Annotated in this window: 22 protein-coding genes; 17 read left to right on the top strand and 5 right to left on the bottom strand. The window is 41.7% G+C overall.

The window, feature by feature from the left end; genetic code table 11:
• The first annotated feature begins 109 nt into the window (after positions 1-109).
• The 4 genes from L1264_RS08095 to L1264_RS08080 all read left to right on the top strand — a co-directional run bounded on the left by L1264_RS08095 (position 110) and on the right by L1264_RS08080 (position 2,841).
• The gene (locus tag L1264_RS08095; RefSeq protein WP_054561772.1) at positions 110-790 is read left to right on the top strand and encodes a DUF3334 family protein; all 681 of its coding nucleotides are present in this window, start codon (positions 110-112) and stop codon (positions 788-790) included.
• Between the two features lie 245 nt (positions 791-1,035).
• Positions 1,036-1,314 carry a hypothetical protein gene (locus L1264_RS08090; RefSeq protein WP_199525787.1) on the top strand — a complete coding sequence of 93 codons (279 nt, stop codon included), beginning with the start codon at positions 1,036-1,038 and terminating at the stop codon, positions 1,312-1,314.
• 75 nt (positions 1,315-1,389) lie between these two features.
• The gene (locus L1264_RS08085) at positions 1,390-1,692 is read left to right on the top strand and encodes an immunity protein TriTu family protein (RefSeq protein ID WP_199525785.1); all 303 of its coding nucleotides are present in this window, start codon (positions 1,390-1,392) and stop codon (positions 1,690-1,692) included.
• 132 nt (positions 1,693-1,824) lie between these two features.
• The gene (locus tag L1264_RS08080; RefSeq protein WP_199525784.1) at positions 1,825-2,841 is read left to right on the top strand and encodes a DUF5924 family protein; all 1,017 of its coding nucleotides are present in this window, start codon (positions 1,825-1,827) and stop codon (positions 2,839-2,841) included.
• A gap of 175 nt (positions 2,842-3,016) precedes the next feature.
• Here the strand turns inward: L1264_RS08080 and L1264_RS08075 are convergent, their stop codons facing one another.
• Both L1264_RS08075 and L1264_RS08070 read right to left on the bottom strand, forming a co-directional pair.
• A complete protein-coding gene (locus tag L1264_RS08075) occupies positions 3,017-3,511 on the bottom strand; it encodes a M48 metallopeptidase family protein (protein WP_130167071.1) in 495 nt (164 codons plus the stop codon).
• A gap of 22 nt (positions 3,512-3,533) precedes the next feature.
• Positions 3,534-4,382 carry a DUF72 domain-containing protein gene (locus L1264_RS08070; RefSeq protein ID WP_199525783.1) on the bottom strand — a complete coding sequence of 283 codons (849 nt, stop codon included), beginning with the start codon at positions 4,380-4,382 and terminating at the stop codon, positions 3,534-3,536.
• Between the two features lie 228 nt (positions 4,383-4,610).
• Between L1264_RS08070 and aspS the strand changes: the two genes are divergently transcribed.
• From aspS to L1264_RS08045, 5 genes are all read left to right on the top strand, one after another.
• On the top strand, positions 4,611-6,380 hold the full coding sequence (gene aspS / locus L1264_RS08065; RefSeq protein WP_199525782.1) for an aspartate--tRNA ligase: 1,770 nt from the start codon (positions 4,611-4,613) through the stop codon (positions 6,378-6,380).
• A 109-nt stretch (positions 6,381-6,489) separates the two neighbouring features.
• The gene (locus L1264_RS08060) at positions 6,490-6,696 is read left to right on the top strand and encodes a hypothetical protein (protein WP_199525781.1); all 207 of its coding nucleotides are present in this window, start codon (positions 6,490-6,492) and stop codon (positions 6,694-6,696) included.
• A complete protein-coding gene (locus L1264_RS08055) occupies positions 6,696-7,283 on the top strand; it encodes a pentapeptide repeat-containing protein (RefSeq protein ID WP_199525840.1) in 588 nt (195 codons plus the stop codon). Before L1264_RS08060 ends, L1264_RS08055 begins: the two co-directional genes overlap by 1 nt.
• Before the next feature lie 31 nt (positions 7,284-7,314).
• On the top strand, positions 7,315-7,899 hold the full coding sequence (locus L1264_RS08050; protein ID WP_199525780.1) for a GNAT family N-acetyltransferase: 585 nt from the start codon (positions 7,315-7,317) through the stop codon (positions 7,897-7,899).
• 20 nt (positions 7,900-7,919) lie between these two features.
• The gene (locus L1264_RS08045) at positions 7,920-8,624 is read left to right on the top strand and encodes an alpha/beta hydrolase (RefSeq protein WP_235403864.1); all 705 of its coding nucleotides are present in this window, start codon (positions 7,920-7,922) and stop codon (positions 8,622-8,624) included.
• Between the two features lie 7 nt (positions 8,625-8,631).
• Here the strand turns inward: L1264_RS08045 and L1264_RS08040 are convergent, their stop codons facing one another.
• Positions 8,632-9,519, bottom strand: coding sequence for an MBL fold metallo-hydrolase (locus L1264_RS08040; RefSeq protein WP_235403863.1), 888 nt, complete (start codon positions 9,517-9,519; stop codon positions 8,632-8,634).
• A 238-nt stretch (positions 9,520-9,757) separates the two neighbouring features.
• On the opposite strand from L1264_RS08040, the gene L1264_RS08035 reads away from it, so the two are divergent.
• Both L1264_RS08035 and L1264_RS08030 read left to right on the top strand, forming a co-directional pair.
• Entirely contained in the window at positions 9,758-10,600 is an 843-nt protein-coding gene (locus tag L1264_RS08035; protein WP_135924192.1) for an isopenicillin N synthase family dioxygenase, read from the top strand.
• A 203-nt stretch (positions 10,601-10,803) separates the two neighbouring features.
• On the top strand, positions 10,804-12,246 hold the full coding sequence (locus L1264_RS08030) for a DEAD/DEAH box helicase (protein WP_199525778.1): 1,443 nt from the start codon (positions 10,804-10,806) through the stop codon (positions 12,244-12,246).
• 52 nt (positions 12,247-12,298) lie between these two features.
• Here the strand turns inward: L1264_RS08030 and L1264_RS08025 are convergent, their stop codons facing one another.
• Positions 12,299-13,051, bottom strand: coding sequence for a DUF3307 domain-containing protein (locus tag L1264_RS08025; protein WP_199525776.1), 753 nt, complete (start codon positions 13,049-13,051; stop codon positions 12,299-12,301).
• Positions 13,048-13,662, bottom strand: coding sequence for a hypothetical protein (locus tag L1264_RS08020; RefSeq protein ID WP_199525774.1), 615 nt, complete (start codon positions 13,660-13,662; stop codon positions 13,048-13,050). The genes L1264_RS08025 and L1264_RS08020 overlap by 4 nt, the downstream gene beginning before the upstream one ends.
• Before the next feature lie 183 nt (positions 13,663-13,845).
• Here L1264_RS08020 and L1264_RS08015 point away from each other — a divergent pair, with 183 nt between their 5' ends.
• From L1264_RS08015 to nudC, 6 genes are all read left to right on the top strand, one after another.
• Complete coding sequence (locus tag L1264_RS08015) at positions 13,846-14,340, top strand: LabA-like NYN domain-containing protein (RefSeq protein ID WP_235403862.1); 495 nt, start codon at positions 13,846-13,848, stop codon at positions 14,338-14,340.
• 376 nt (positions 14,341-14,716) lie between these two features.
• Positions 14,717-15,631: an N-acetylglucosamine kinase gene (gene nagK, locus L1264_RS08010; protein ID WP_135924197.1), complete on the top strand. Its 915-nt coding sequence runs from the start codon at positions 14,717-14,719 to the stop codon at positions 15,629-15,631.
• On the top strand, positions 15,631-16,743 hold the full coding sequence (gene nagA / locus L1264_RS08005; protein ID WP_199525771.1) for an N-acetylglucosamine-6-phosphate deacetylase: 1,113 nt from the start codon (positions 15,631-15,633) through the stop codon (positions 16,741-16,743). The genes nagK and nagA overlap by 1 nt, the downstream gene beginning before the upstream one ends.
• A gap of 61 nt (positions 16,744-16,804) precedes the next feature.
• A complete protein-coding gene (gene nagX / locus L1264_RS08000; protein WP_199525770.1) occupies positions 16,805-17,935 on the top strand; it encodes a transmembrane glucosamine N-acetyltransferase NagX in 1,131 nt (376 codons plus the stop codon).
• Between the two features lie 209 nt (positions 17,936-18,144).
• Positions 18,145-18,939, top strand: a complete 795-nt coding sequence (nagB, locus tag L1264_RS07995) for a glucosamine-6-phosphate deaminase (RefSeq protein ID WP_138558935.1) — start codon at positions 18,145-18,147, stop codon at positions 18,937-18,939.
• 114 nt (positions 18,940-19,053) lie between these two features.
• Complete coding sequence (gene nudC / locus L1264_RS07990) at positions 19,054-19,971, top strand: NAD(+) diphosphatase (RefSeq protein WP_135924201.1); 918 nt, start codon at positions 19,054-19,056, stop codon at positions 19,969-19,971.
• Positions 19,972-19,976 lie beyond the last annotated feature (5 nt).

Genomic DNA, 19,976 nt, shown 5'->3' with positions numbered 1-19,976 from the left:
CTCTTTAAAAAATAATACCGCTATTTTAGCATTTTTAACTGGATAGTCAGTGATAAATTCAGTAGCTTGGCTAGAATTATCAATAACAAGTACAAAAAAGAGAAGTTTAATGACAAAAAGCAAAGTGATTAGTACAGAAGATATCTTATCAACTCTGTGTCATTCAGTGACTGGAGTTCTGTCTTCAGCAAGTGGTAATAGTATTAGTTATTCTGCCATGGTACAAAAAATAACCCGCACCTGTATGCGCCCAGATATTGGCTGTTTTGTATTGTTCGATGGTGGTTTTACTGGCCTTGTGGTAACAAACTTCACAGCCCAAGCAGCCATGGAAATTTACCATGACTATATGCGCAACATGGGTATGCCAGAAGACGAAATTGCACAAAGCCATTTATCAGATGATGTGGCAAACGTACTCGGCGAGCTGATGAACCAAATCGTTGGTGACTTTACGTCAAAAGTACGCGACCAGCTGCATACTTCTATCACGCAAAACCAACCTAAGATGATGGCGATTAACAAGCAGGTGCAAATCTCTGTTGATACCACCATGGATAGACCACAAGCGCGCCGTGTGACCTTCACTACTGCGAAGCAAAATATCTTCTATCTAGAGCTTGCGATGGATAAAACTGAATTTATCAAACTACATGATTTTGATATTTCAGAAGCCGTTGACCCAGATGACATCATCGAAAATGAAGCTAAACAAAAAGCTGAAAAGCAAAAAGCATCATCACAAGCAGACGATGCAGATGATGATTTTATGGCAGAACTTGGTTTGTAACCCAACGACTTGAGCTGTCAGCTATCAGCCGTCAGATAAAATAGAGGCGCGGGTCAGACCGCGCTTTTTTGTTTTTAAAAGGCTATAGCACTTAGTGTTTTATGTTGAGTTTATTTCAACGCTGAAATTCAATTGAGGGTACTAAGCTCTAAGTTTGAAATATGGTTTTGCAGCTTTCGTTAAGTTAATCTTTTGGTGTGTAATACATAAATTAATCTACTGAAATAACTCAATAGGCAATTGAATTGAAATTTAATCACATATACCAAGAAGTTATAGTCGATGAAGTGAAGTTAAAACGCTCTGGGAGTGAGTTTCAAGTGTTTGTGACATTCCAAACTCAATCGGAGACTTTACATGTTGTACTTAATGGAGTCCGAGAGATTGATAATATTTCTGATTTGTTAGAAGCAAAACAACTTTGGCTTGAAGATAGCGAATCTAATCAAGCTGAGTATGGAAAATTTAACCTTGGTATTTCACATGAGAGTTACACGGAAATTTGCTTTGACTCATTAGGTTAAGGGCCTTGTAAGCGACCTTGGTATAAAAAATAGTGTTTGGTAGCAATTGCTTACACTCTTAGGTTGAGGAAAATAGTGCTACAAGAATTAGAAAATTGGAGAAATTCAAAATCTAAAATTTTGACAATTGAAAATCTCAAGGTGGTTCTTTCTGCTGAATTGGGTGAGCCAACTAAAGCTCAATACATTGAAATTAAGGGCAATGGCCTTATAGCAAGGGCAACACTTTGGGAAAATGGTAACCTTGTATTAAAAGCAGTTAGTTGTCAGTCTGATAAGCAGGTAATTTTAAAACATCTGAATTCATGTGAGGCATGGCAAATTGACGATGAACTTAACTGGTGGTTGAGTCAAATTGTTATTTACGAACCTTCATAATCGATGCAGTTGAGTAACTAGTCTTGGCTCAAAACTTACAGCTTAAAGCTTTGAACTTAAAGCTAGTTTTAAAGCCTACATTCATCCAATTTGTGCTTTACTCATAAAGCCTTAAATGGATTTGATGAATGCATGAATTACTTAAAAAACTTTATAACTAAATTTGTTTTCATGATGCAGAAGCGGCCGGGGTTGATGGCGGTGTTGGCTTTTTGCAGTGGTGTGGCAAGCTATGTCTTTGTTGAAAGAAAAGAATCGTTTTCGCAACTTATCTCTATTTTGTTATTAGTCACTTGGTTGTGGTTGTTAATAGATAACTGGCTAAGAGATAAAGTAGAGGAGCGTTTTGGTGTGGCGGTGTCACCTAACGTGATGCGCTTTGCGCTACAAGTTGTGCAGCAAGAAAGTTTGTTTTTTGCTTTACCATTTTTCTTGGCGGTGACTACTTGGGACCATGGTCAGGCCGCGTTCACCGCTTTAATTATTCTTTGTGCGTTCGTTTCTGTTGTTGACCCCCTCTATTACAAAAAGCTTGCAAGGCACAGTGTGTGGTTTAGTGTGTTTCATAGCTTTTCTTTGTTTGTCGTGTTGTCGGTTACCTTGCCAATTTTATTAAAGTTAACGACCAGCCAAAGTTTTGAAATTGCACTGATAACAGCTGTTATTTTAACAATTCCAAGTCTTGGTAATTTGATGCCTAATGCGAAATGGTGGCGTTTTCCGTTGTTGGTGTTATTGCTTTGTGCATTAGGTGTTGGGCTTTGGCAATTGCGTAGCTTTGTGCCACCTGCGGCACTGCGTTTAACCGATATGAGCATGTCGTATCAGCTTGATGAACAAGCCCGTAAACCACTTTCGCCAATAACAGAACTCAGCGAGCAGAGCTTGCATGAAAAAGGTCTATATAGTTTTAGTGCAGTAAAAGCACCGCGAGGTTTAAATGAAAAAATCTTTCATGTTTGGGTGCATAATCGAAAAGAAGTTGACCGTATAGCCTTGGATATTTCTGGTGGTCGTAAAGAGGGTTATCGAGCGTGGAGTCATAAAACGAATTTCCCTGCTAATGCTGCAGGGAAATGGGTCGTTAAAGTGGTTACCGAGTCTGGGCAGCTGATAGGGCAAAGAAGGTTTGAGGTTTCAGAAACTTAGCTGTCAGCTTTCAGCCGTCAGTTTTTAGCTGATCGAGATGGAGGATAGTTATTAGAGTTTTTGAACAACAAGAGCTTAACATTCATTCCTCAGGTTTTATGTTTTGATAGCTGATAGCTGATAGCTGATAGCTGATAGCTGATAGCTGATAGCTGATAGCTGATAGCTGATAGCTTTAATACGGATTCTTCCCTTCACCTACCAGCACACTGAATATTCTTAAATCCAGTTCTAGTTGATGGTATTGCGGCTCCATGTGGCAACATAGTTGATAGAAGGCTTTGTTGTGGTCTTTTTCTTTAAAATGAGCCAGTTCATGTACGACGAGTGCTTTGAGAAGTGGTTCAGGTGCGCGAAGTAGGTCGCTATTAATGGCAAGATCGTGTTTTCGGGTTTTACCTTGCATACGAAAAGTATGGGTGCCTAAGGCATTTGTGACCATATCGCCTTGTTTTTTGAATGCAGCACGGCCAAAAGGCAGGGCATTTTTAAGGTAGCGCTTTTTTAGTTCAGTGGCGTAATTGTATAAAGCTTTATCGCTGGTAATACTATGCGCATCAGGGTATTTGCCCTTTAGGTATTTAGCAGCTCTGTCGCCATTAAATAGCTGTAACACTTGCTCAATGATGTGCGGCGGGTAACCTTGAAAATAACGGCTGTAATCTTTCATGTTTTCTCTGATAAATCGGGCGCTAAAATAAACTGCTTTGGCTTGCTTCGCGTTCACCTATAAAAGGCGCAAGCACGGGGTGATTGTAACCTAAATCTTGGCAAAACTGTCTTGCTAAAAGTGGTGACTGGCGATTATCTGCGGTATGAAAAAACAAATAGGGTGATTTTCCTTCATCAAGCCATTGCTTTACTTTTTTCAGCCATGGCTGGTAATACGACTTGTATTCATGTTCAAGACTGGCAATCACAAAGCGCAGCATGGGCTGATTTCCTGTTGCAATGGCATGCACAGGTAAATAAGGTTTTTTCTTTTGCGCATCAATGAGTGCATCGGTATCGGCGGGTACGGCAAATAAAGCGCGGGTATCCATACTGATACGATCTATATTATTTTCAATTAACAGCTGATTTAAACGAATCTCAGCATCATCCTTATTAAAGAAGCCGGGGTGACGTACTTCTACACCGAAACTAAGTTGTTTAGGTAGTTGTGCAATAAAATTAGCAAGCAGGGGTAGGGCATCTGGGCCAAAGGCACGGGGTAGCTGCAACATGATTTGCCCCGTTTTAGCAAAAATGGGCTCAAATAAGTTTAGCCACGCATTAAGCTCACTATCTATATTCGTCAGTTGTAATTCGTGACTAAAACGCCGGTGAAACTTAAAAGTAAATTTAAAGTCTTCGGGTACCGCATCATGCCAGCGCACTAATGACTCATGACTTGGGTCAGCATAAAAACTGGTGTTGCCCTCGACTGAGTTAAAGCATTGCGCATACTCACTGAGCATGTCGGCGCTTTTACAGTGACTAGAGAGCAAATTTCCTTTCCATGCGGTGCTAGACCACTGCGGACAACCTAAGTACAGCATTTAATCAACCAATAAATTTAAATTATGTCTAGTGTAACAAAAGAAATGTTTGCTCAGAAGCCGGGGCATATATTTAGCCCCCCGACAGGCACTGCTGGCACTCGCATTTTGAGATGGTTTGGGTATAATGCTCTGCCTTAAATGATTACTTTGTATAGTGGCTTTTGCTCTCAAAATAGCGAACTCTTAAGAGCAGGCGGCTATAAGTCTTTAACTGACAGGAATACTATGCGCTCTATATATTGCGGACAGCTAAATAAATCTCACGTAGATCAAGAAGTTGAACTATGTGGTTGGATCAACAAACGCCGTGACCTTGGTGGCCTTATCTTCGTCGATTTACGTGACAGAGAAGGTTTAGTACAAGTTGTTTTTGATCCTGAAGTAGAAGGATTAATGGATACTGCGAATAAACTACGTCAAGAGTTTTGTGTGCAGTTAAAAGGTGTTGTTCGCGCACGCCCTGAAAGCCAAGTAAACATAGACATGGCAACAGGTGAAGTTGAAATTTTAGGCACAAGCTTAACTATCATCAACCGTTCAGAGCCATTACCACTTGATTTTAATCAGCAAAACTCTGAAGAGCGCCGCTTAAAATACCGTTACCTAGATTTACGTCGTCTTGAAATGAGCGACCGTATCAAACTTCGTGCAAAAGCGAGCAGCTTTGTGCGTCGTTTCTTAGATGACAACGGTTTCTTAGATATCGAAACACCGGTACTAACAAAAGCAACACCAGAAGGTGCGCGTGACTACTTAGTACCTAGCCGTGTTCACAAAGGTAGCTTCTACGCTTTACCTCAGTCACCACAGTTATTTAAACAATTATTAATGATGTCGGGTTTTGACCGTTACTATCAAATTGTTAAATGTTTCCGTGACGAAGACTTACGTGCTGACCGTCAGCCAGAATTCACACAAATCGATTTAGAGACGTCATTCATGAGCTCTGATCAAGTGCGTGCAATGACTGAGAAAATGATCCGCGAAATGTGGCAATCATTACTAGACGTTGACTTAGGCGACTTCCCAGTTATGCCTTACAGCGAAGCAATGCGTTTATATGGTTCTGATAAACCAGACCTACGTAACCCAATGCAGCTTGTTGACGTTGCTGATTTAGTAAAAGACGTTGAGTTTAAAGTATTCTCTGGTCCTGCTAATGACGAAAAAGGCCGTGTTGCAGTATTAACTGTACCAGGCGGTGCTGAGCTTTCTCGTAAACAAATCGACGATTACACTAAATTCATCGGTATCTATGGCGCGAAAGGCCTAGCATGGATGAAAGTGAACGACCGTGCTGCGGGCGTTGAAGGTGTACAATCACCAATCGCTAAGTTCTTAAACGAAGAGGTGATCAACCAATTACTTGAGCGTACTAACGCACAACCTGGCGACATCATTTTATTCGGTGCTGACAAGCGCAACGTTGTTAACGAAGCAATGGGTGCGCTACGTCTTAAGATTGGTGTTGATTTAGGCATTACTGATCTTGATAGCTGGAAACCATTATGGGTTGTTGACTTCCCTATGTTCGAAGAAGACGACGAAGGTACATTGCATGCGGTTCACCACCCATTCACTGCACCGAAAGGTATTTCTCCTGAAGAGCTTGAAGCAAACCCAGCAGGTGCACTATCAGATGCATACGACATGGTATTAAACGGCTACGAAGTTGGTGGTGGTTCGGTGCGTATTCACAATGCAGAAATGCAAGAAACAGCATTCAGAATTTTAGGTATCGAAGCGCAAGAGCAGCAAGACAAGTTTGGTTTCTTACTTGACGCACTTAAATACGGTACACCACCGCATGCAGGTCTTGCGTTTGGTCTTGACCGCTTAGTTATGTTGTTATGCGGTACTGATAACATTCGTGACGTTATTGCTTTCCCTAAAACAACTCAAGCATCATGTTTATTAACAGATGCACCAAGCAAAGCAAATGCAGATGCATTAACTGAGCTTGCAATTGATGTTGTAGCGAAAGACGCTGAATAATTCATAATAGCCTGAATTATAAGACTTAATGAATAATAACCCTAAGGTGTATGCCTTAGGGTTTTTTTGTGCTTAAATGATTTTTTAGTATGTTCTTCAAGGAGAGAGAATGAATATCAGTGCAACTTTAATCGGGCAAATAATTGTTATTTTAATTCCTGTGTTTGCCGCTATCAGCTATTACTTAGGTAAGCGCAAAACCTCAACACCAATCGTGGTGGCCGTTATTGGTGGGTTACTAGCGCTAATTCCATTGTTTGGTCTTATTTTTATTGCAGTACTTGCGCTTAAACAAGATATTGAGACCACCGCGTGATCGCAAGCCATTCGCTTTATTTTGAACACACCTTTGAAGTAAACCTTGCAGGGAAAACATTTTCGCATTGCGAATTTGAGCAATGTGAATTTATCGACTGTGACTTTAGCAATAGTCAGTTTGAAAACTGTCGGTTCATAGAGTGCGAGTTTAAAAACTATAATTTAGCTGCGCTTGGGCTTAGATACACCTCGCTTGAAGAAGTAAGCTTTAAACAGTGTAAATTAACCAGCGTGCGCTTTACTGATGTTGATTGGCCGCTACTTGCCAGCCGTGCCCCAGTGAGTTTTGTTGGCTGTGAACTTAGCCACAGCAGCTTTTTTGAACTTAGTTTAAAAGCTTTAAAAATGCGTAGCTGTTTTGCCAAAGATGTTGATTTTAGACATGCAGATTTATCTTCAGCTGATTTTACTGATACGGACTTTCGTGACAGCTTGTTTCAACAAACCAACCTCAGTAAAGCTAATTTTATTGGTGCCAGCCACTTCGCCATTGATATAACAGCTAACAATATCAGTAAGGCCAAATTTGAACGTTATGCTGCGTTGGATTTATTAGCAGGGCTCGATATAGAGCTGGTGGATTAAATATTTTTGCTAATTTGGGTTAAGGAAAGTTATGAATTTAAGTCCCATTACCTTGGAAGGTCAATTTGTAAAATTAGTGCCGTTAACGCTTGAGCATCGCGATGCTTTGGTAAGCGCCGCTTCAGATGGAAAGCTTTGGGAATTGTGGTTTACCTCAGTGCCCAACGAAGAACGTGTTGACGATTATTTAAGTATGGCGTTTGAACAACTGTCACTTGGTCGCGCATTACCATTTGCTGTCATCGATAAACACACCGATGAGGTGATAGGCTCAACTCGCTTTTGTAATATCGACAGTAAAAACCGCCGTTTAGAAATTGGCTATACCTGGTATGCCAAGCGTTTTCAGCGTACTGGGGTTAATACTGATTGTAAAAAACTGCTGCTGAGTTATGCATTCGAAACACTTAATGTGATTGCCGTTGAGTTTCGTACTCATTGGCATAACCAGGCTTCGCGCAATGCCATTGCTCGCCTAGGAGCAAAACAAGATGGGGTGCTTCGTAATCACCAAATTATGGCCGATGGATGCGTACGCGACACCGTGGTGTTTTCAATTATTGATGGTGAGTGGCCTATGGTTAAACGTAGCTTAGAATTCAAATTATCATGTTAAATATTAAAAAGGCGGCGCTAATGCTTGCTTTAACTCTTTGCGGGCAAACAGCCTTTGCAAATCAAACAGAGACACTGTTTGATACTGAGCGGGCACGCCATATTCCGGTGACCATTACAGAAGCCGATAGCAAATGTACGATAAAGAAGAAATGCCCCGTGGCGTTTATTGGGGCAGGCTATGGTATGGCACATACAGACTATCAATTTGCCCAGCAGGCCTTTCATCAGCATGGTTATTTAACGGTTGAAGTTGCTCATGAGTTAAAAGGTGATCCGAGTTTAAACCCGGAGCCACCATACATGACCACACGCATGGAAAACTGGCACCGTGGTGTACAAACCCTTGAGTTTTTAGCCGTAGAACTTGCAAAGCGTTATCCTGAGTATGACTTTAATAAGCTCACTTTATTTGGGCACTCAAATGGGGGAGATATTGCAGCATTATATGCGGCTATTTATCCCGCTAAGGTAGCTAAGCTGATCACCCTTGATCATCGCCGTATGCTGATCCCGCGAAACAAAAATATTGCTGTACTGACACTACGCGGTAGCGATTACCCAGCAGATGACAACGTATTGCTAACGCCGCAAGAGCTCGCTATATACCCAGTGACGCAAATTAAGCTTAAAGGTTCGCGCCATAACGATATGTATGATGGTGGCCCAAAATCGCTTGTTGCACGTATGAGTAAAGAACTTAACGCGTTTTTATCCCGCCATTGATGCTCAGTTAAAACTGAGCATCAATGTCGCTGCGAAAATTAAAATAGCCCATCTCGACAAGGTTGTTATACACACCCTCAATATTCAGTGGTAGCCATTGCTGGTACATTTTTAAATGGCTGTATTTAGGCAAGCTTATTTCTTTTTGTAAGGTCGCAAGGTTTTTACCTTTTAACATGCCATCGCGCACGGCAGTGTGTAAGTCTTGAATATAGTGTAAGTACGAGACAACATCATCGCGGTTGCCAGTATCTGCATGGCCACCTATAAATGCAGCAAAAGCAGGTTCATTTAGCACCGCTTTGGTTGAATGCAGCATGCCGTTAATATCGTAACCAATCAGGTTTTTATATGGCATGCGGCCAAGCACAATCCAATCAACAACATAAAGTACATTGGCAGGCATAAAACGCATACTGACATTACCTCGGCCATTATTAGGCCCATAGTAATTAAGCAGCACGTAGCTATCACCTAAATCGACTTTGAGTGTATCGGTAAAAGTAAGATCAGGCAGAGCCGTAGGCACTTTGTTTAATTTAAGGTCCTCAGCTGCAAATTGATGAGCAACGACCGTGGTGTTGTTATCGATTAGCTCATTACCGCCCATCGCATGGTCAACATGGCTATGGCTGTACAGCATGAATTTGATTTCGGCGTTAAAGGTTTTCTTGATATAGTTTTTTAGGTATTTTGCGGCGTCGCTATTGATAGGATCAGTCACTAAGGCAAGGTTATCAACAATCATAAAAGCGCTGTGGTAATGGCCAGCGCTAAAGCGATATACGTTGTCTTTAATATTTTCGACTTTATAGTTTGCTTGCTCTGCTGAGATAACCTGATTGGTAATGAGTATGAGCGCACTGAAAAGTAACATTTGCAGCCTTTTGAACATTAGCGATCCTTTTGCGTTGAAACGTGTCTAGTTGGTCATACCTAAGTTTAGATGATAGTGCATATTATACTACTTAAATGCTTAGTTGATCTGTATCAAACTTAAGGAGTTAAGCAAGGTAGGGGCGGACATAAGTCCTTATGTTTTTGCCTGTGTTTCTCTATCCTCGCGAAGCGCTATAATGAAGAAATGCTATGCTTAGCACAGACTTCTAGAACCTTATTCACTGGAAAAGACAATGCAACATTTACCTACCGTTGATTATAAAGCGAGCGATGCGGCCGCTCAATTTGTTGAGTCACTAAGAAACACAGGTTTCGGTGTATTAAAAAATCACCCAATCCCTCAGTCATTAGTTGAGTCTATTTACAAGAATTGGCAAGAATTCTTTAATTCTGAGCAAAAGCACGAGTTTTTATTTTCAAAAGAGACACAAGATGGTTATTTCCCACCATCAGTGTCAGAAGTTGCAAAAGGCTTTACCGTTAAAGATATTAAAGAGTACTACCACGTTTATCCAAAAGGCCGTGTTCCAGCACAGCTAGAAGAAGAAATTCGTGAGTACTACCGTTTAGCGAATGAGTTTGCAGCTACATTATTAAGCTGGGTTCAAGCTGAAGCACCAGAAGAAGTGCGCGCTAAGTTCTCTATCGATCTTAAAGATATGATTGCTAACTCAGAGCAAACACTCCTGCGTATTCTTCATTACCCACCAATGACTGGTGATGAAGAGCCAGGTGCAATCCGTGCGGCAGCGCATGGTGACATCAACCTATTAACTGTATTACCTGCGGCGAATGAGCCTGGTTTACAAGTACAAACAACGGATGGCGGTTGGTTAGACGTACCATGTGATTTTGGTAACCTGATCATCAATATTGGCGACATGCTTCAAGAAGCGTCAGGTGGTTACTTCCCATCTACGATTCACCGAGTGATCAACCCAACGGGTAAAGCGTCAACGAAATCACGTATTTCGTTACCATTATTCTTACACCCGCGTCCTGATGTTGTGCTATCTGAGCGCTACACCGCAGACAGCTACCTACAAGAGCGTTTACGCGAGCTTGGTGTTAAGTAAAGATTAGCTATACCCAAACCACCCTGAGGTGGTTTGGGTATATGAGACAAAGCGGCATTTGAGCCGCTTTTTTTATGCCTTAAATTAATCGACCAAGCTCATTATAAAATATGAGTTTGTAAATAATTCCATGCATTATTGACTATCCTAGGTATAATGCGCGCACTTCGCCGTATCGGCTGAATTTTTTAAAGAGAGATAGTATGAGTTTTGATGGGTTAGGTTTATCACCAGCTTTAGTAAATGCAGTTTTAGAAAAGGGCTATGAAGCACCAACGCCTATTCAATCACAAGCTATCCCTGCGATCATTGAAGGCCGAGATGTTATGGCTGCAGCGCAAACGGGCACAGGTAAAACTGCGGGTTTTACGCTGCCGTTAATTGAGCGCTTGTCAAAAGGCCCTAAAGCGGGTGGTAATAAAGTACGAGCATTAGTACTGGCACCAACTCGTGAGCTTGCTTTACAAGTAAGTGAAAATGTTGAGCAATATGCAAAACATTCAAATGTCAGCTCATTTGTTGTTTATGGTGGCGTTAAAATTAACCCACAAATGCTGCGCCTTCGCAAAGGTGTTGATATTTTAGTGGCAACACCAGGTCGCTTGTTAGACCTACATAATCAAAATGCTGTTAAGTTTGATGATTTAGAAGTGCTGATCCTTGATGAAGCCGACCGTATGCTCGATATGGGCTTTATTCATGACATCAAACGTATCATTGCTAAATTGCCAGCTAAACGTCAAAACCTGATGTTTTCAGCTACTTTCTCTGATGAAATTCGTGAACTTGCAAAAGGGCTAATTAACGACCCCGTTGAAATTTCAGTCGCAGCAAAAAACACCACAGCTAAAACGGTTTCGCAGTCTGTTTATGCGGTCGATAAAACACGCAAAACAGCACTACTTAGTCATTTGATCCGTAGCAATGATTGGCAGCAAGTATTAGTATTTTGCCGTACCAAACATGGTGCGAACCGCTTAGTTAAGCAGCTTGAACGCGATGAGATTGTGGGAGCTGCTATTCACGGCAATAAATCGCAAGGTGCTCGCGTTAAAGCGCTTGAAGGCTTTAAATCGGGTGAAGTGCGCGTACTAGTTGCAACTGATATCGTTGCCCGAGGCCTTGATATTGTTGAGCTACCTCATGTTGTTAACTACGATTTACCGAATATTTATGAAGATTACGTACACCGTATTGGCCGTACGGGCCGAGCGGGTGCATCGGGTCATGCTATTTCGTTTGTTACAGCTGATGATGCCGATGATTTATATGGTATTGAGCGCTTTATTGGTGAGCTTATTCCGCGTGCAACAGAAGCTGGCTTTGAGCCAAGTAAACCGGTTGCTGAAAAGCCGCTAGATACGCGCCCAATCAAGCCTAAAAAGCCAAAGAAACCGAAAAAGCCAAAAGCACAAGATGGTCAAGGCGCAGCAAAACCTGCACAAAAGCCAAAACCTAAATCGCAAAAGCGACCTTCACAAGGTAAATGGCAGGGTAAAGGTAAAGAGCAGGGCCAAAACCAAAAAGGCAGTAATAACGCTAATAAATCGAATAACAACAAACCCACAGGTAATAAACCTGCGGGTAATCGTCAGCGTGTGTCTGGGCCATCTCGCCCAAGACGTAAACCCGCTGCGGATAGTTGATAACAGTAAAAACAAAAAACGCGCAATTGCGCGTTTTTGTTTTTCTAAGCGATTAAAAGAGTTTAATGCAATACAAGGTGGCGACACCAATAAAGAGTGTCACGGTGACACTTAATAAAGTGCCCAGCATGACATATTCGGTGAGTTGTTTTTCGCTACTTTCTTTTAAATCACCAAAGCGAAAGATAGATTTTGCTGCCAGTAGAAAGCCCACACCGCCGAATTCACCCAGCAAGATAAAGCTCAACATTAATACCCGCTCTAGCAAGCCAATAAAATGACCCGCAGCAGGAATACTGCCTTCATTGTTGATCTGGATATTGATTTTTTCTAGCATCATGCGAATAAACACAGAGCTTGGGTTAAGCACCAATAAATAAGCTGCAATAACAAACAAGGTATCGAGGGCAATCAGCTTTTGCCATGTTAAACTATAAAATTCATTTTTATCGGTAAGCCAAACCGTTAGCATTACAATCACAACAAGGTGGGCTAGTTGGTCGAGTATAAAGGGCACCACGCCTTTATTTGAGTACGATTTTGCCAAGTCAATGACATAGTGGCTCAGCATAATCGCCACAGTTGCTAACAATACCCGAGAGAACTCTTGCCAGCCGTAGGTGTATTCCCACAGCGTTAGCACAGCTAAAGAGGTCACGCCATGTGTTAATACGTGCAAGTAGAGTTTGCTGGCACGAAAGTGACGGTTGTTTCTATCATGCACCCAGCTCATTGGTTGCCAATAAAAGTCAGCAAGTAAGTGACCTAGTACTAACGCGGTGAGTAATAGAGCAAAACTGGTCATAACAATCCTTTGAGTGTGGTTTGGCTGTAATTTATAAAGCGCTCGATAAGTTGATAATGGGCTAGGTTGAGTAACTTAGTGACATTCTCTCGGCTGGTATTAAGCTCTTTGGCAAGCTCTGCATGGCTGTTATTTTCGACGGTTAAATAATAAAACAGCGCATTGGCCTGCTTTTGACTCATTTTTTCAAGCAGGACTTCGACAAAAGCAATATTAAGCGCAAAGGCTTCTTCAAGGGTGTTATTTTCAATATTGATCACCAAACGTTGCTGGCCGATGTTATCTAAGCCGCGACCAGATATGGTATAAGCACTGCCTGTGGCTGTTTTTATATCGGCGCGGGGGTTGTCGAGTGAGCCAATAGCCAAACTTTGTCGCAGCTCATAATTGGCTGCCTTCATTTGCAAATACAACAAGATGGCAGCATGACATACCAGCTCAGGCTCTGTTAGCTGTACTTGCAATGCATCGCCACGGTAAATGGTAAAGCTTGCGTTAAAGCGCTTAGCAACAAAGCGTAAGCTTTGATCAAGCTGATAAAGCATGGCGTCGTATTCTTGTTGTGGAATTTTTTGTGATTTAATTAAATCACCACTGATCACCGCAATCATTATGATCCCTTAGATTAAGTAACTTAATTTAGTTACATCGCGATAAGTAACCAAATTTGGTTACTTTGTTTTATGTAACCAATTTAGGTTACTTTGTTTTATGTAACCAATTTAGGTTACTTTTTCGTAAATATCAACCTAGATATGCTACAGTGAACACAAATCACTAAAAACAGAATAATTATGCCAGTAGTTGATAAGCCAAAAGTCGGTATCTTTGTAGATGTACAAAACATTTATTACACCTGTAAAGAAAGCTACAAGAAAAATTTTGACTACAATGCCTTTTGGGCACAGATGAGCGAACGCTACCAAATTGATTGTGCTATTGCGTATGCAATATACCGAGGTGACGAAAAGCAATCGCAGTTTCAAAATATTCTGCGCGCAATTGGTTTTGAGGTAAAACTGAAACCTTTTATTCAGCGCAGAGATGGTAGTGCAAAAGGGGATTGGGATGTTGGCATTACCATTGATATGCTAGAGCATGCCAAGCAGCTCGATAAAATGGTATTACTTTCGGGCGATGGTGATTTTGCGTTATTGCTTGGTCACTTAGCGAATAATTATCAGCTACCGTGTGATGTCTATGGAGCAGAGCACCTCACTGCCGATATATTAAAGCAAGCCGCTGCTGAGTTTCACTGTATTGATGATTCACTGTTGTTATCAAGATAGAAAAAAATATTCCATTTTAAATAAAATGTTTAACTAAAGTATTATTTGCGCTAAGCTAATATTAGATACAATACTGAGTATATAAAAGCACAGTAACATGGAGCTTTGTCGCTAATTTGCACTCAAAAAAGTAGCGAGAATAAGTTGAGAAGTGATTACTGGACGTTTTTTTATTTATTACTCACGAATAATGCTCTTTAGTTTCAAAGTGTTGTAGGTAAATTTTAAACTAATGTGCATTTTTATAAAAAAAGTAATGACAACGCTGTCATTTGTTGTGTAACATTAAATCAACAAAGGTTGAGATCATTTCGCATTCTTAGAATAAAAATAATGCGATTTAAATAAAAACTAAACGAAGGCTAGGGGTCGTTAAATGATGGCGAAGAGTGTGAGTGAGGACCAATTGTTTATTGGTATTGATGGTGGCGGAACAAAATGCCGAGCTACTATCTACTCTGTTAAGCAAGGTGTATTAGGAACCGGCCTTGGTGGCCCCGCGAACCCATTACATGGTTTAGAACGCACGCTTGAATCAATAATGGTCTCAACACAGTTAGCTCTTCGAGATGCTGGATTACCACTTGAGACAGTTCATCAACTGTATGCTGGTTTGGGTCTGGCAGGTGTAAACCTACCTAGTTTGTACGACAAGATTATGGAATGGGACCATCCATTTAAACAAATGTTTCTCACCACCGATTTACATACTGCTTGTATTGGTGCACACGAAGGTAGCGATGGTGCGGTAATTATAACCGGTACGGGCTCATGTGGATTCTCTTGTGTTGCGGGTCATACCACAAACTATGGTGGTCATGGTTTTGCTCTTGGTGATAAGGGCAGTGGTGCATGGATGGGGCTTGAAGCTATAAAAAACGCATTACTTGATTTAGATGGTTTGGGTGAAAAAACAGAGTTAACAGATGTGATTTGTCAGCATTTCTCGGTGGATAATGCCATGGGGATTGTCGAGCAAATGTCAGGGCAGCCTTCGAGTAGTTTTGCCAAATTAGCACGTTATGTATTTGAAGCTGCAAAAAATAACGACCAAGTAGCGATTGAAATTGTTAAGGAAGGAGCTAATTACGTCAGTAAACTAGCACACCGATTACTTGAAAATAACCCTCCACGTTTATCTATGATCGGTGGTTTAGCTGAACCATTAAACTGTTGGCTTGATGAAGATATAGCGAAACGAGTTGAAGCGCCGATTCAACCACCCGAAATGGGCGCTGTGTATTTTGCTCAGCAATCTGTGCTTGAACAAAACCAAGAGGTAAGTTTGTAATGACGATTTATCATGCAAGTAAATTGTTTACCGGTGACGAATTTTTATCTGACGTATATTTTAGCGTCGACAATGGCGTGTTTAAGCGTGTTGAAGCACATGCTGATGCCGTTGCATTAACGGGTTTAGTCGCGCCAGGTTTTATTGATGTACAAGTGAATGGCGGTGGTGGGGCGTTTTTTAACGCTGAACAAACACCAGATTGTTTAGATAAAATAGCCAAAGCACATGGTCAGTTTGGTTCAACAGCGATTATGCCAACGCTGATTACCGACAAAGTCGAAGTCATGGCAAAAGCCGCAGATGCCACTGCACAAGCAATTGCTGAAGGGATCCCGGGCGTTATGGGCGTACACTTCGAAGGACCGCACCTTTCATTAGGGAAAAAAGGCACCCATAGCGAGCAGTTTATTCGCCCAATCACAGAGCAAGAATTTGCGATTTATGCACGCCAAGATCTAGGCATTAAAATGGTTACCTTAGCGCCTGAGAATGTTAGTGCTGATGATATTGAGCGCCTAGTTGAGTGTGGCGTAAAGGTATCTATTGGCCACACTAATGCGGATTTTGCGACTACCAATGCTGCACTTGCGGCAGGAGCTGATGGATTCACCCATTTATTTAATGCGATGTCAGCGTTTACATCTCGAGAGCCGGGTGTTGTTGGTGCTGCACTTTGGGATGATAACAGCTGGTGCGGCTTAATTGTTGATGGTCATCATGTGCACCCTTCATCAGCAAAATTAGCAATTCGCAGCAAACAGCGCGGAAAAATTATGTTAGTCACAGATGCAATGCCACCTGTGGGTACTGACGATATGGAGTTTGATTTCTTTGATGGTCGTAAAGTTATTCGTACTGGCGATCGATTAAATTCAACTACTGGTGAATTAGCAGGTAGCGTACTTGATATGGCAAGTGCGGTGCGTAACACAGTGAACACATTGGATGTTAGCCTTGCTGAGAGCTTACGAATGGCATCACTTTATCCTGCACAATATTTAGGTTTACATAAAAAAGGTCGCTTGCTGAGCGGTTTTGATGCTGATTTTGTTGTGCTAGATGATGACCAATATGTAAAAGCGACATATATAGCTGGTAAAGCTTTGTAAGAACTTCCCTGGAAAAATCCCCGCCGAAGTATCGCGGGGCTTTTTGTATTAAAGGTAAACAATGACAACAACACAACCAACAAGAAAACGATTGGCATCGCTGGATGCATTGCGCGGCATGGATATGTTTTGGATATTAGGTGGACAGTCACTATTTGCAGCGCTATTCGTTTTAACTGGCTGGACTGGCTGGAAAGTTTTTGAAGCGCACACAGTGCATAGTGTTTGGCATGGCTTCACATTTTACGATCTGATTTTCCCATTATTTATATTCTTATCGGGTGTGGCGATGGGGCTAGCCCCCAAACGCATTGACCATTTACCGTTTGATGAGCGCAAAGTGTATTACCGCAAGGCGGGTAAGCGTCTTTTGCTATTGTGCTTATTAGGTATTTTGTATAACCACGGCTGGGGCACAGGGATGCCAATGGCGTTGGATGAAATTCGTTATGTCAGTGTGCTTGGACGTATCGCTATTGCATGGTTTTTCTGTGCAATGTTGGTTTGGCACACTAGTTTGCGAACACAAATTATTACTGCAGGCGCTATTTTAGTGGCTTATTGGTTACTGCTTTGTTTTGTGCCAGTGCCGGGTGGCAGTGCTGGCGACCTTTCGGCTGCAGGCAGTTGGAATGCATGGTTTGATGCGCACTTACTACCGGGTATTAGTTATCAAAACCGTGTGGTGGACCCTGAAGGTGTATTGTCGAATATACCAGCGATTGTAAATGCATTAATGGGCGTGTTTGCAGGGCAATTAGTTGCTCGTGCTCAGCAAATTGGCGAGTGGAAAATGACCGCATTACTGTTCGCCGCAGGGGCGGTAAGTGTATGTTTAGGTTGGTTATGGGATTTACAGTTCCCAGTAAATAAAGAACTTTGGACCAGTTCATTTGTGCTTGTAACCGTTGGCTGGAGTGCCATATTGCTCGCCATATTTTATGCACTGGTTGATATTTTGCCGGGGCAACGCGCTGCGTATCCCTTTGTGATCATAGGTGCAAACTCAATTATTATTTATTTAGCGTCAAGTCTAGTGAATTGGGGTTATGTAAGCCAAAGCGTATTTGGTGGGGTGGTTCGAGCTGTGCCAGAGGCATGGCAACCTCTGATGGCGGTGATAGCGTTATTAGCAGTACAAATGCTGGTATTGCATTGGATGTATCGCCGTAAGATCTTTGTTAGTGTTTGATAATTATTAAACACCAACAAAAAGAGTAATTTTTTATTCACTTTTACTTTACAAAGGTAAGGCTAAAAGTGATAATGACAGCGTTGTCATAATGGTTTTAACTACTGTAATGTATCCTGGCAGTGGTTAGTCTAAAACCCAACTCGATTGCACGTGGGGTTGGGTTTTAGAGCCATTTTTTTCAATTTAAATAATTAGAGCTAATCGATATGCAAATAGTAATTCTTGATGATGCAGCCCAAGTTGCAGCGTATGGTGCTAACATCTTTGCTAAACAACTATTAAAAAAACCTGCATCAGTACTAGGCCTTGCAACTGGTTCAACGCCGGTTGCTTTATATCAAGAGCTGATTGCTAAAAATAAAGCTGGCGAGATTTCGTTTAGCCAAGCGACAACATTTAATTTAGATGAGTATTTAGGTTTAACTGGCGAACATCCACAAAGTTACCGCTACTTTATGAATGAACAGCTATTTAACCATGTAGATATCGATAAACAGAACACCCATGTACCGCCGGGTGATGCAGTAAATCCGCTTGTTGCTTGCACTGAATATGAACAAAAAATCACAGCAGCTGGTGGTGTTGATATACAGCTACTTGGTATTGGCCGTAATGGTCATATCGGCTTTAACGAACCTTCTTCAGGTTTGACATCACGCACCCGAGTTAAAACACTGACAAAAGCGACGATTGAAGACAATGCGCGATTTTTTGCAGAAGGCGAATATCAACCGCATTTATCAATCACTATGGGTATTGGTACTATTTTAGAAGCCAAAAAAGTAGTGCTTTTAGCAACCGGTGCAAGTAAAGCTGATGCCGTTCACGCTATGGTAGAAGGCCCGTTAATGGCCAAATGCCCAGCTTCGGCTCTGCAACTTCATAAAGATGCGGTGATCATCATAGATAAAGCTGCCGCAAGTAAACTAGAAGATTTAGAGTTTTATCAGCATATTGAAGCTGAGAACCAAAAACTACAAGCGCACCTCGCGACCTTGTAAAATTGTGAGAGAGAATAAAAAAGCCCTGGTTGGGCTTTTTTTATGCCTGTAATAAATTGGGTTTATCATCAGCTTATGGTAGTTTTAGCGAGTAAACTATTTTCAAGGAACGCCATGCTGAATTACTCTCAAATGCCATTGGATCGTGCATCAAATCGCCGTAAAGATCCTAAGTGGTTAAAGGCTCAAATGAATTCTCAGAGTCGCTGGTTATTGGTCAATAACAATCAAAGTTTATTTGTTAAAGACAGTCCTGAAGTGTGTTATTTACGCTTATCTCAAGTCGATCACCTCGATTTATCAAAAGGCATTTTATTGGGGTTAGACGACGATAATGTGGCTCACTTTGCTTTAGATGTCAGCCATGAACCAGACTCACTCATTGAGCCTATGCTCAATGGCGCTGAGTTTGTTGATATTCGCAAGTTAGGCCCACAAGTTGAGCTTAAACAAGGGTCTATTGCGGCACTGGCAAGGGGCTTGTGTTTTTGGCACGCAACACACCGTTTTTGTGGGCGTTGTGGTCATGAAAATAATATGGTTGAAGCAGGGCATTCGCGTTTATGTGAAAACCAAACTTGCCAGCATCAAACTTTTCCGCGCACCGATCCTGCCGTGATTATGATCGTGACTAAAACCTTTTCAGACGGAGTTGAGCGCTGTTTGCTAGGCCGTCAAGCTAGCTGGCCAGAAGGTGTTTTTTCAACACTTGCGGGCTTTGTTGACCCAGGTGAAACACTAGAGCAAGCCGTGGCTCGCGAAGTTATGGAAGAAGCTGGTGTTGCGGTGACAGATATTCAATATATCGCTTCACAGCCTTGGCCTTTTCCGTCATCAATTATGTTTGGCTTTATGGCCACAGCGGTTTCAGAAGATATTCAGGTAGATAAAGACGAGTTAGATGACGCAAGATGGTTTAGCCGCGCTGAACTTAATGAATTTGGCCAATGGCATGAACAGGGTAGTCATCTTAAACTAACCCGACAAGATTCTATTTCTCGATTTTTGGTTGAGCACTGGCGCAACCTGTAAAGCAC

Origin of the sequence: Pseudoalteromonas sp. APAL1 (assembly GCF_021532475.1) — a bacterium.
Classification (GTDB): Bacteria; Pseudomonadota; Gammaproteobacteria; order Enterobacterales; family Alteromonadaceae; genus Pseudoalteromonas; species Pseudoalteromonas lipolytica_C.
Note: the sequence above shows the minus strand (reverse complement) of the source record. Positions and strands in the feature narration are given on the sequence as shown.

Bases quoted from the DNA above. Each gene is read 5' to 3' on its own strand.
- L1264_RS08095 (WP_054561772.1), top strand. From the start codon at position 110: ATGACAAAAAGCAAAGTGATTAGTACAGAAGATATCTTATCAACTCTG.
- L1264_RS08080 (WP_199525784.1), top strand. From the start codon at position 1,825: ATGAATTACTTAAAAAACTTTATAACTAAATTTGTTTTCATGATGCAG.
- L1264_RS08075 (WP_130167071.1), bottom strand. From the start codon at position 3,511: ATGAAAGATTACAGCCGTTATTTTCAAGGTTACCCGCCGCACATCATT.
- L1264_RS08070 (WP_199525783.1), bottom strand. From the start codon at position 4,382: ATGCTGTACTTAGGTTGTCCGCAGTGGTCTAGCACCGCATGGAAAGGA.
- aspS (WP_199525782.1), top strand. From the start codon at position 4,611: ATGCGCTCTATATATTGCGGACAGCTAAATAAATCTCACGTAGATCAA.
- L1264_RS08060 (WP_199525781.1), top strand. From the start codon at position 6,490: ATGAATATCAGTGCAACTTTAATCGGGCAAATAATTGTTATTTTAATT.
- L1264_RS08050 (WP_199525780.1), top strand. From the start codon at position 7,315: ATGAATTTAAGTCCCATTACCTTGGAAGGTCAATTTGTAAAATTAGTG.
- L1264_RS08045 (WP_235403864.1), top strand. From the start codon at position 7,920: ATGCTTGCTTTAACTCTTTGCGGGCAAACAGCCTTTGCAAATCAAACA.
- L1264_RS08040 (WP_235403863.1), bottom strand. From the start codon at position 9,519: ATGTTCAAAAGGCTGCAAATGTTACTTTTCAGTGCGCTCATACTCATT.
- L1264_RS08035 (WP_135924192.1), top strand. From the start codon at position 9,758: ATGCAACATTTACCTACCGTTGATTATAAAGCGAGCGATGCGGCCGCT.
- L1264_RS08030 (WP_199525778.1), top strand. From the start codon at position 10,804: ATGAGTTTTGATGGGTTAGGTTTATCACCAGCTTTAGTAAATGCAGTT.
- L1264_RS08025 (WP_199525776.1), bottom strand. From the start codon at position 13,051: ATGACCAGTTTTGCTCTATTACTCACCGCGTTAGTACTAGGTCACTTA.
- L1264_RS08020 (WP_199525774.1), bottom strand. From the start codon at position 13,662: ATGATTGCGGTGATCAGTGGTGATTTAATTAAATCACAAAAAATTCCA.
- L1264_RS08015 (WP_235403862.1), top strand. From the start codon at position 13,846: ATGCCAGTAGTTGATAAGCCAAAAGTCGGTATCTTTGTAGATGTACAA.
- nagK (WP_135924197.1), top strand. From the start codon at position 14,717: ATGATGGCGAAGAGTGTGAGTGAGGACCAATTGTTTATTGGTATTGAT.
- nagA (WP_199525771.1), top strand. From the start codon at position 15,631: ATGACGATTTATCATGCAAGTAAATTGTTTACCGGTGACGAATTTTTA.
- nagX (WP_199525770.1), top strand. From the start codon at position 16,805: ATGACAACAACACAACCAACAAGAAAACGATTGGCATCGCTGGATGCA.
- nagB (WP_138558935.1), top strand. From the start codon at position 18,145: ATGCAAATAGTAATTCTTGATGATGCAGCCCAAGTTGCAGCGTATGGT.
- nudC (WP_135924201.1), top strand. From the start codon at position 19,054: ATGCTGAATTACTCTCAAATGCCATTGGATCGTGCATCAAATCGCCGT.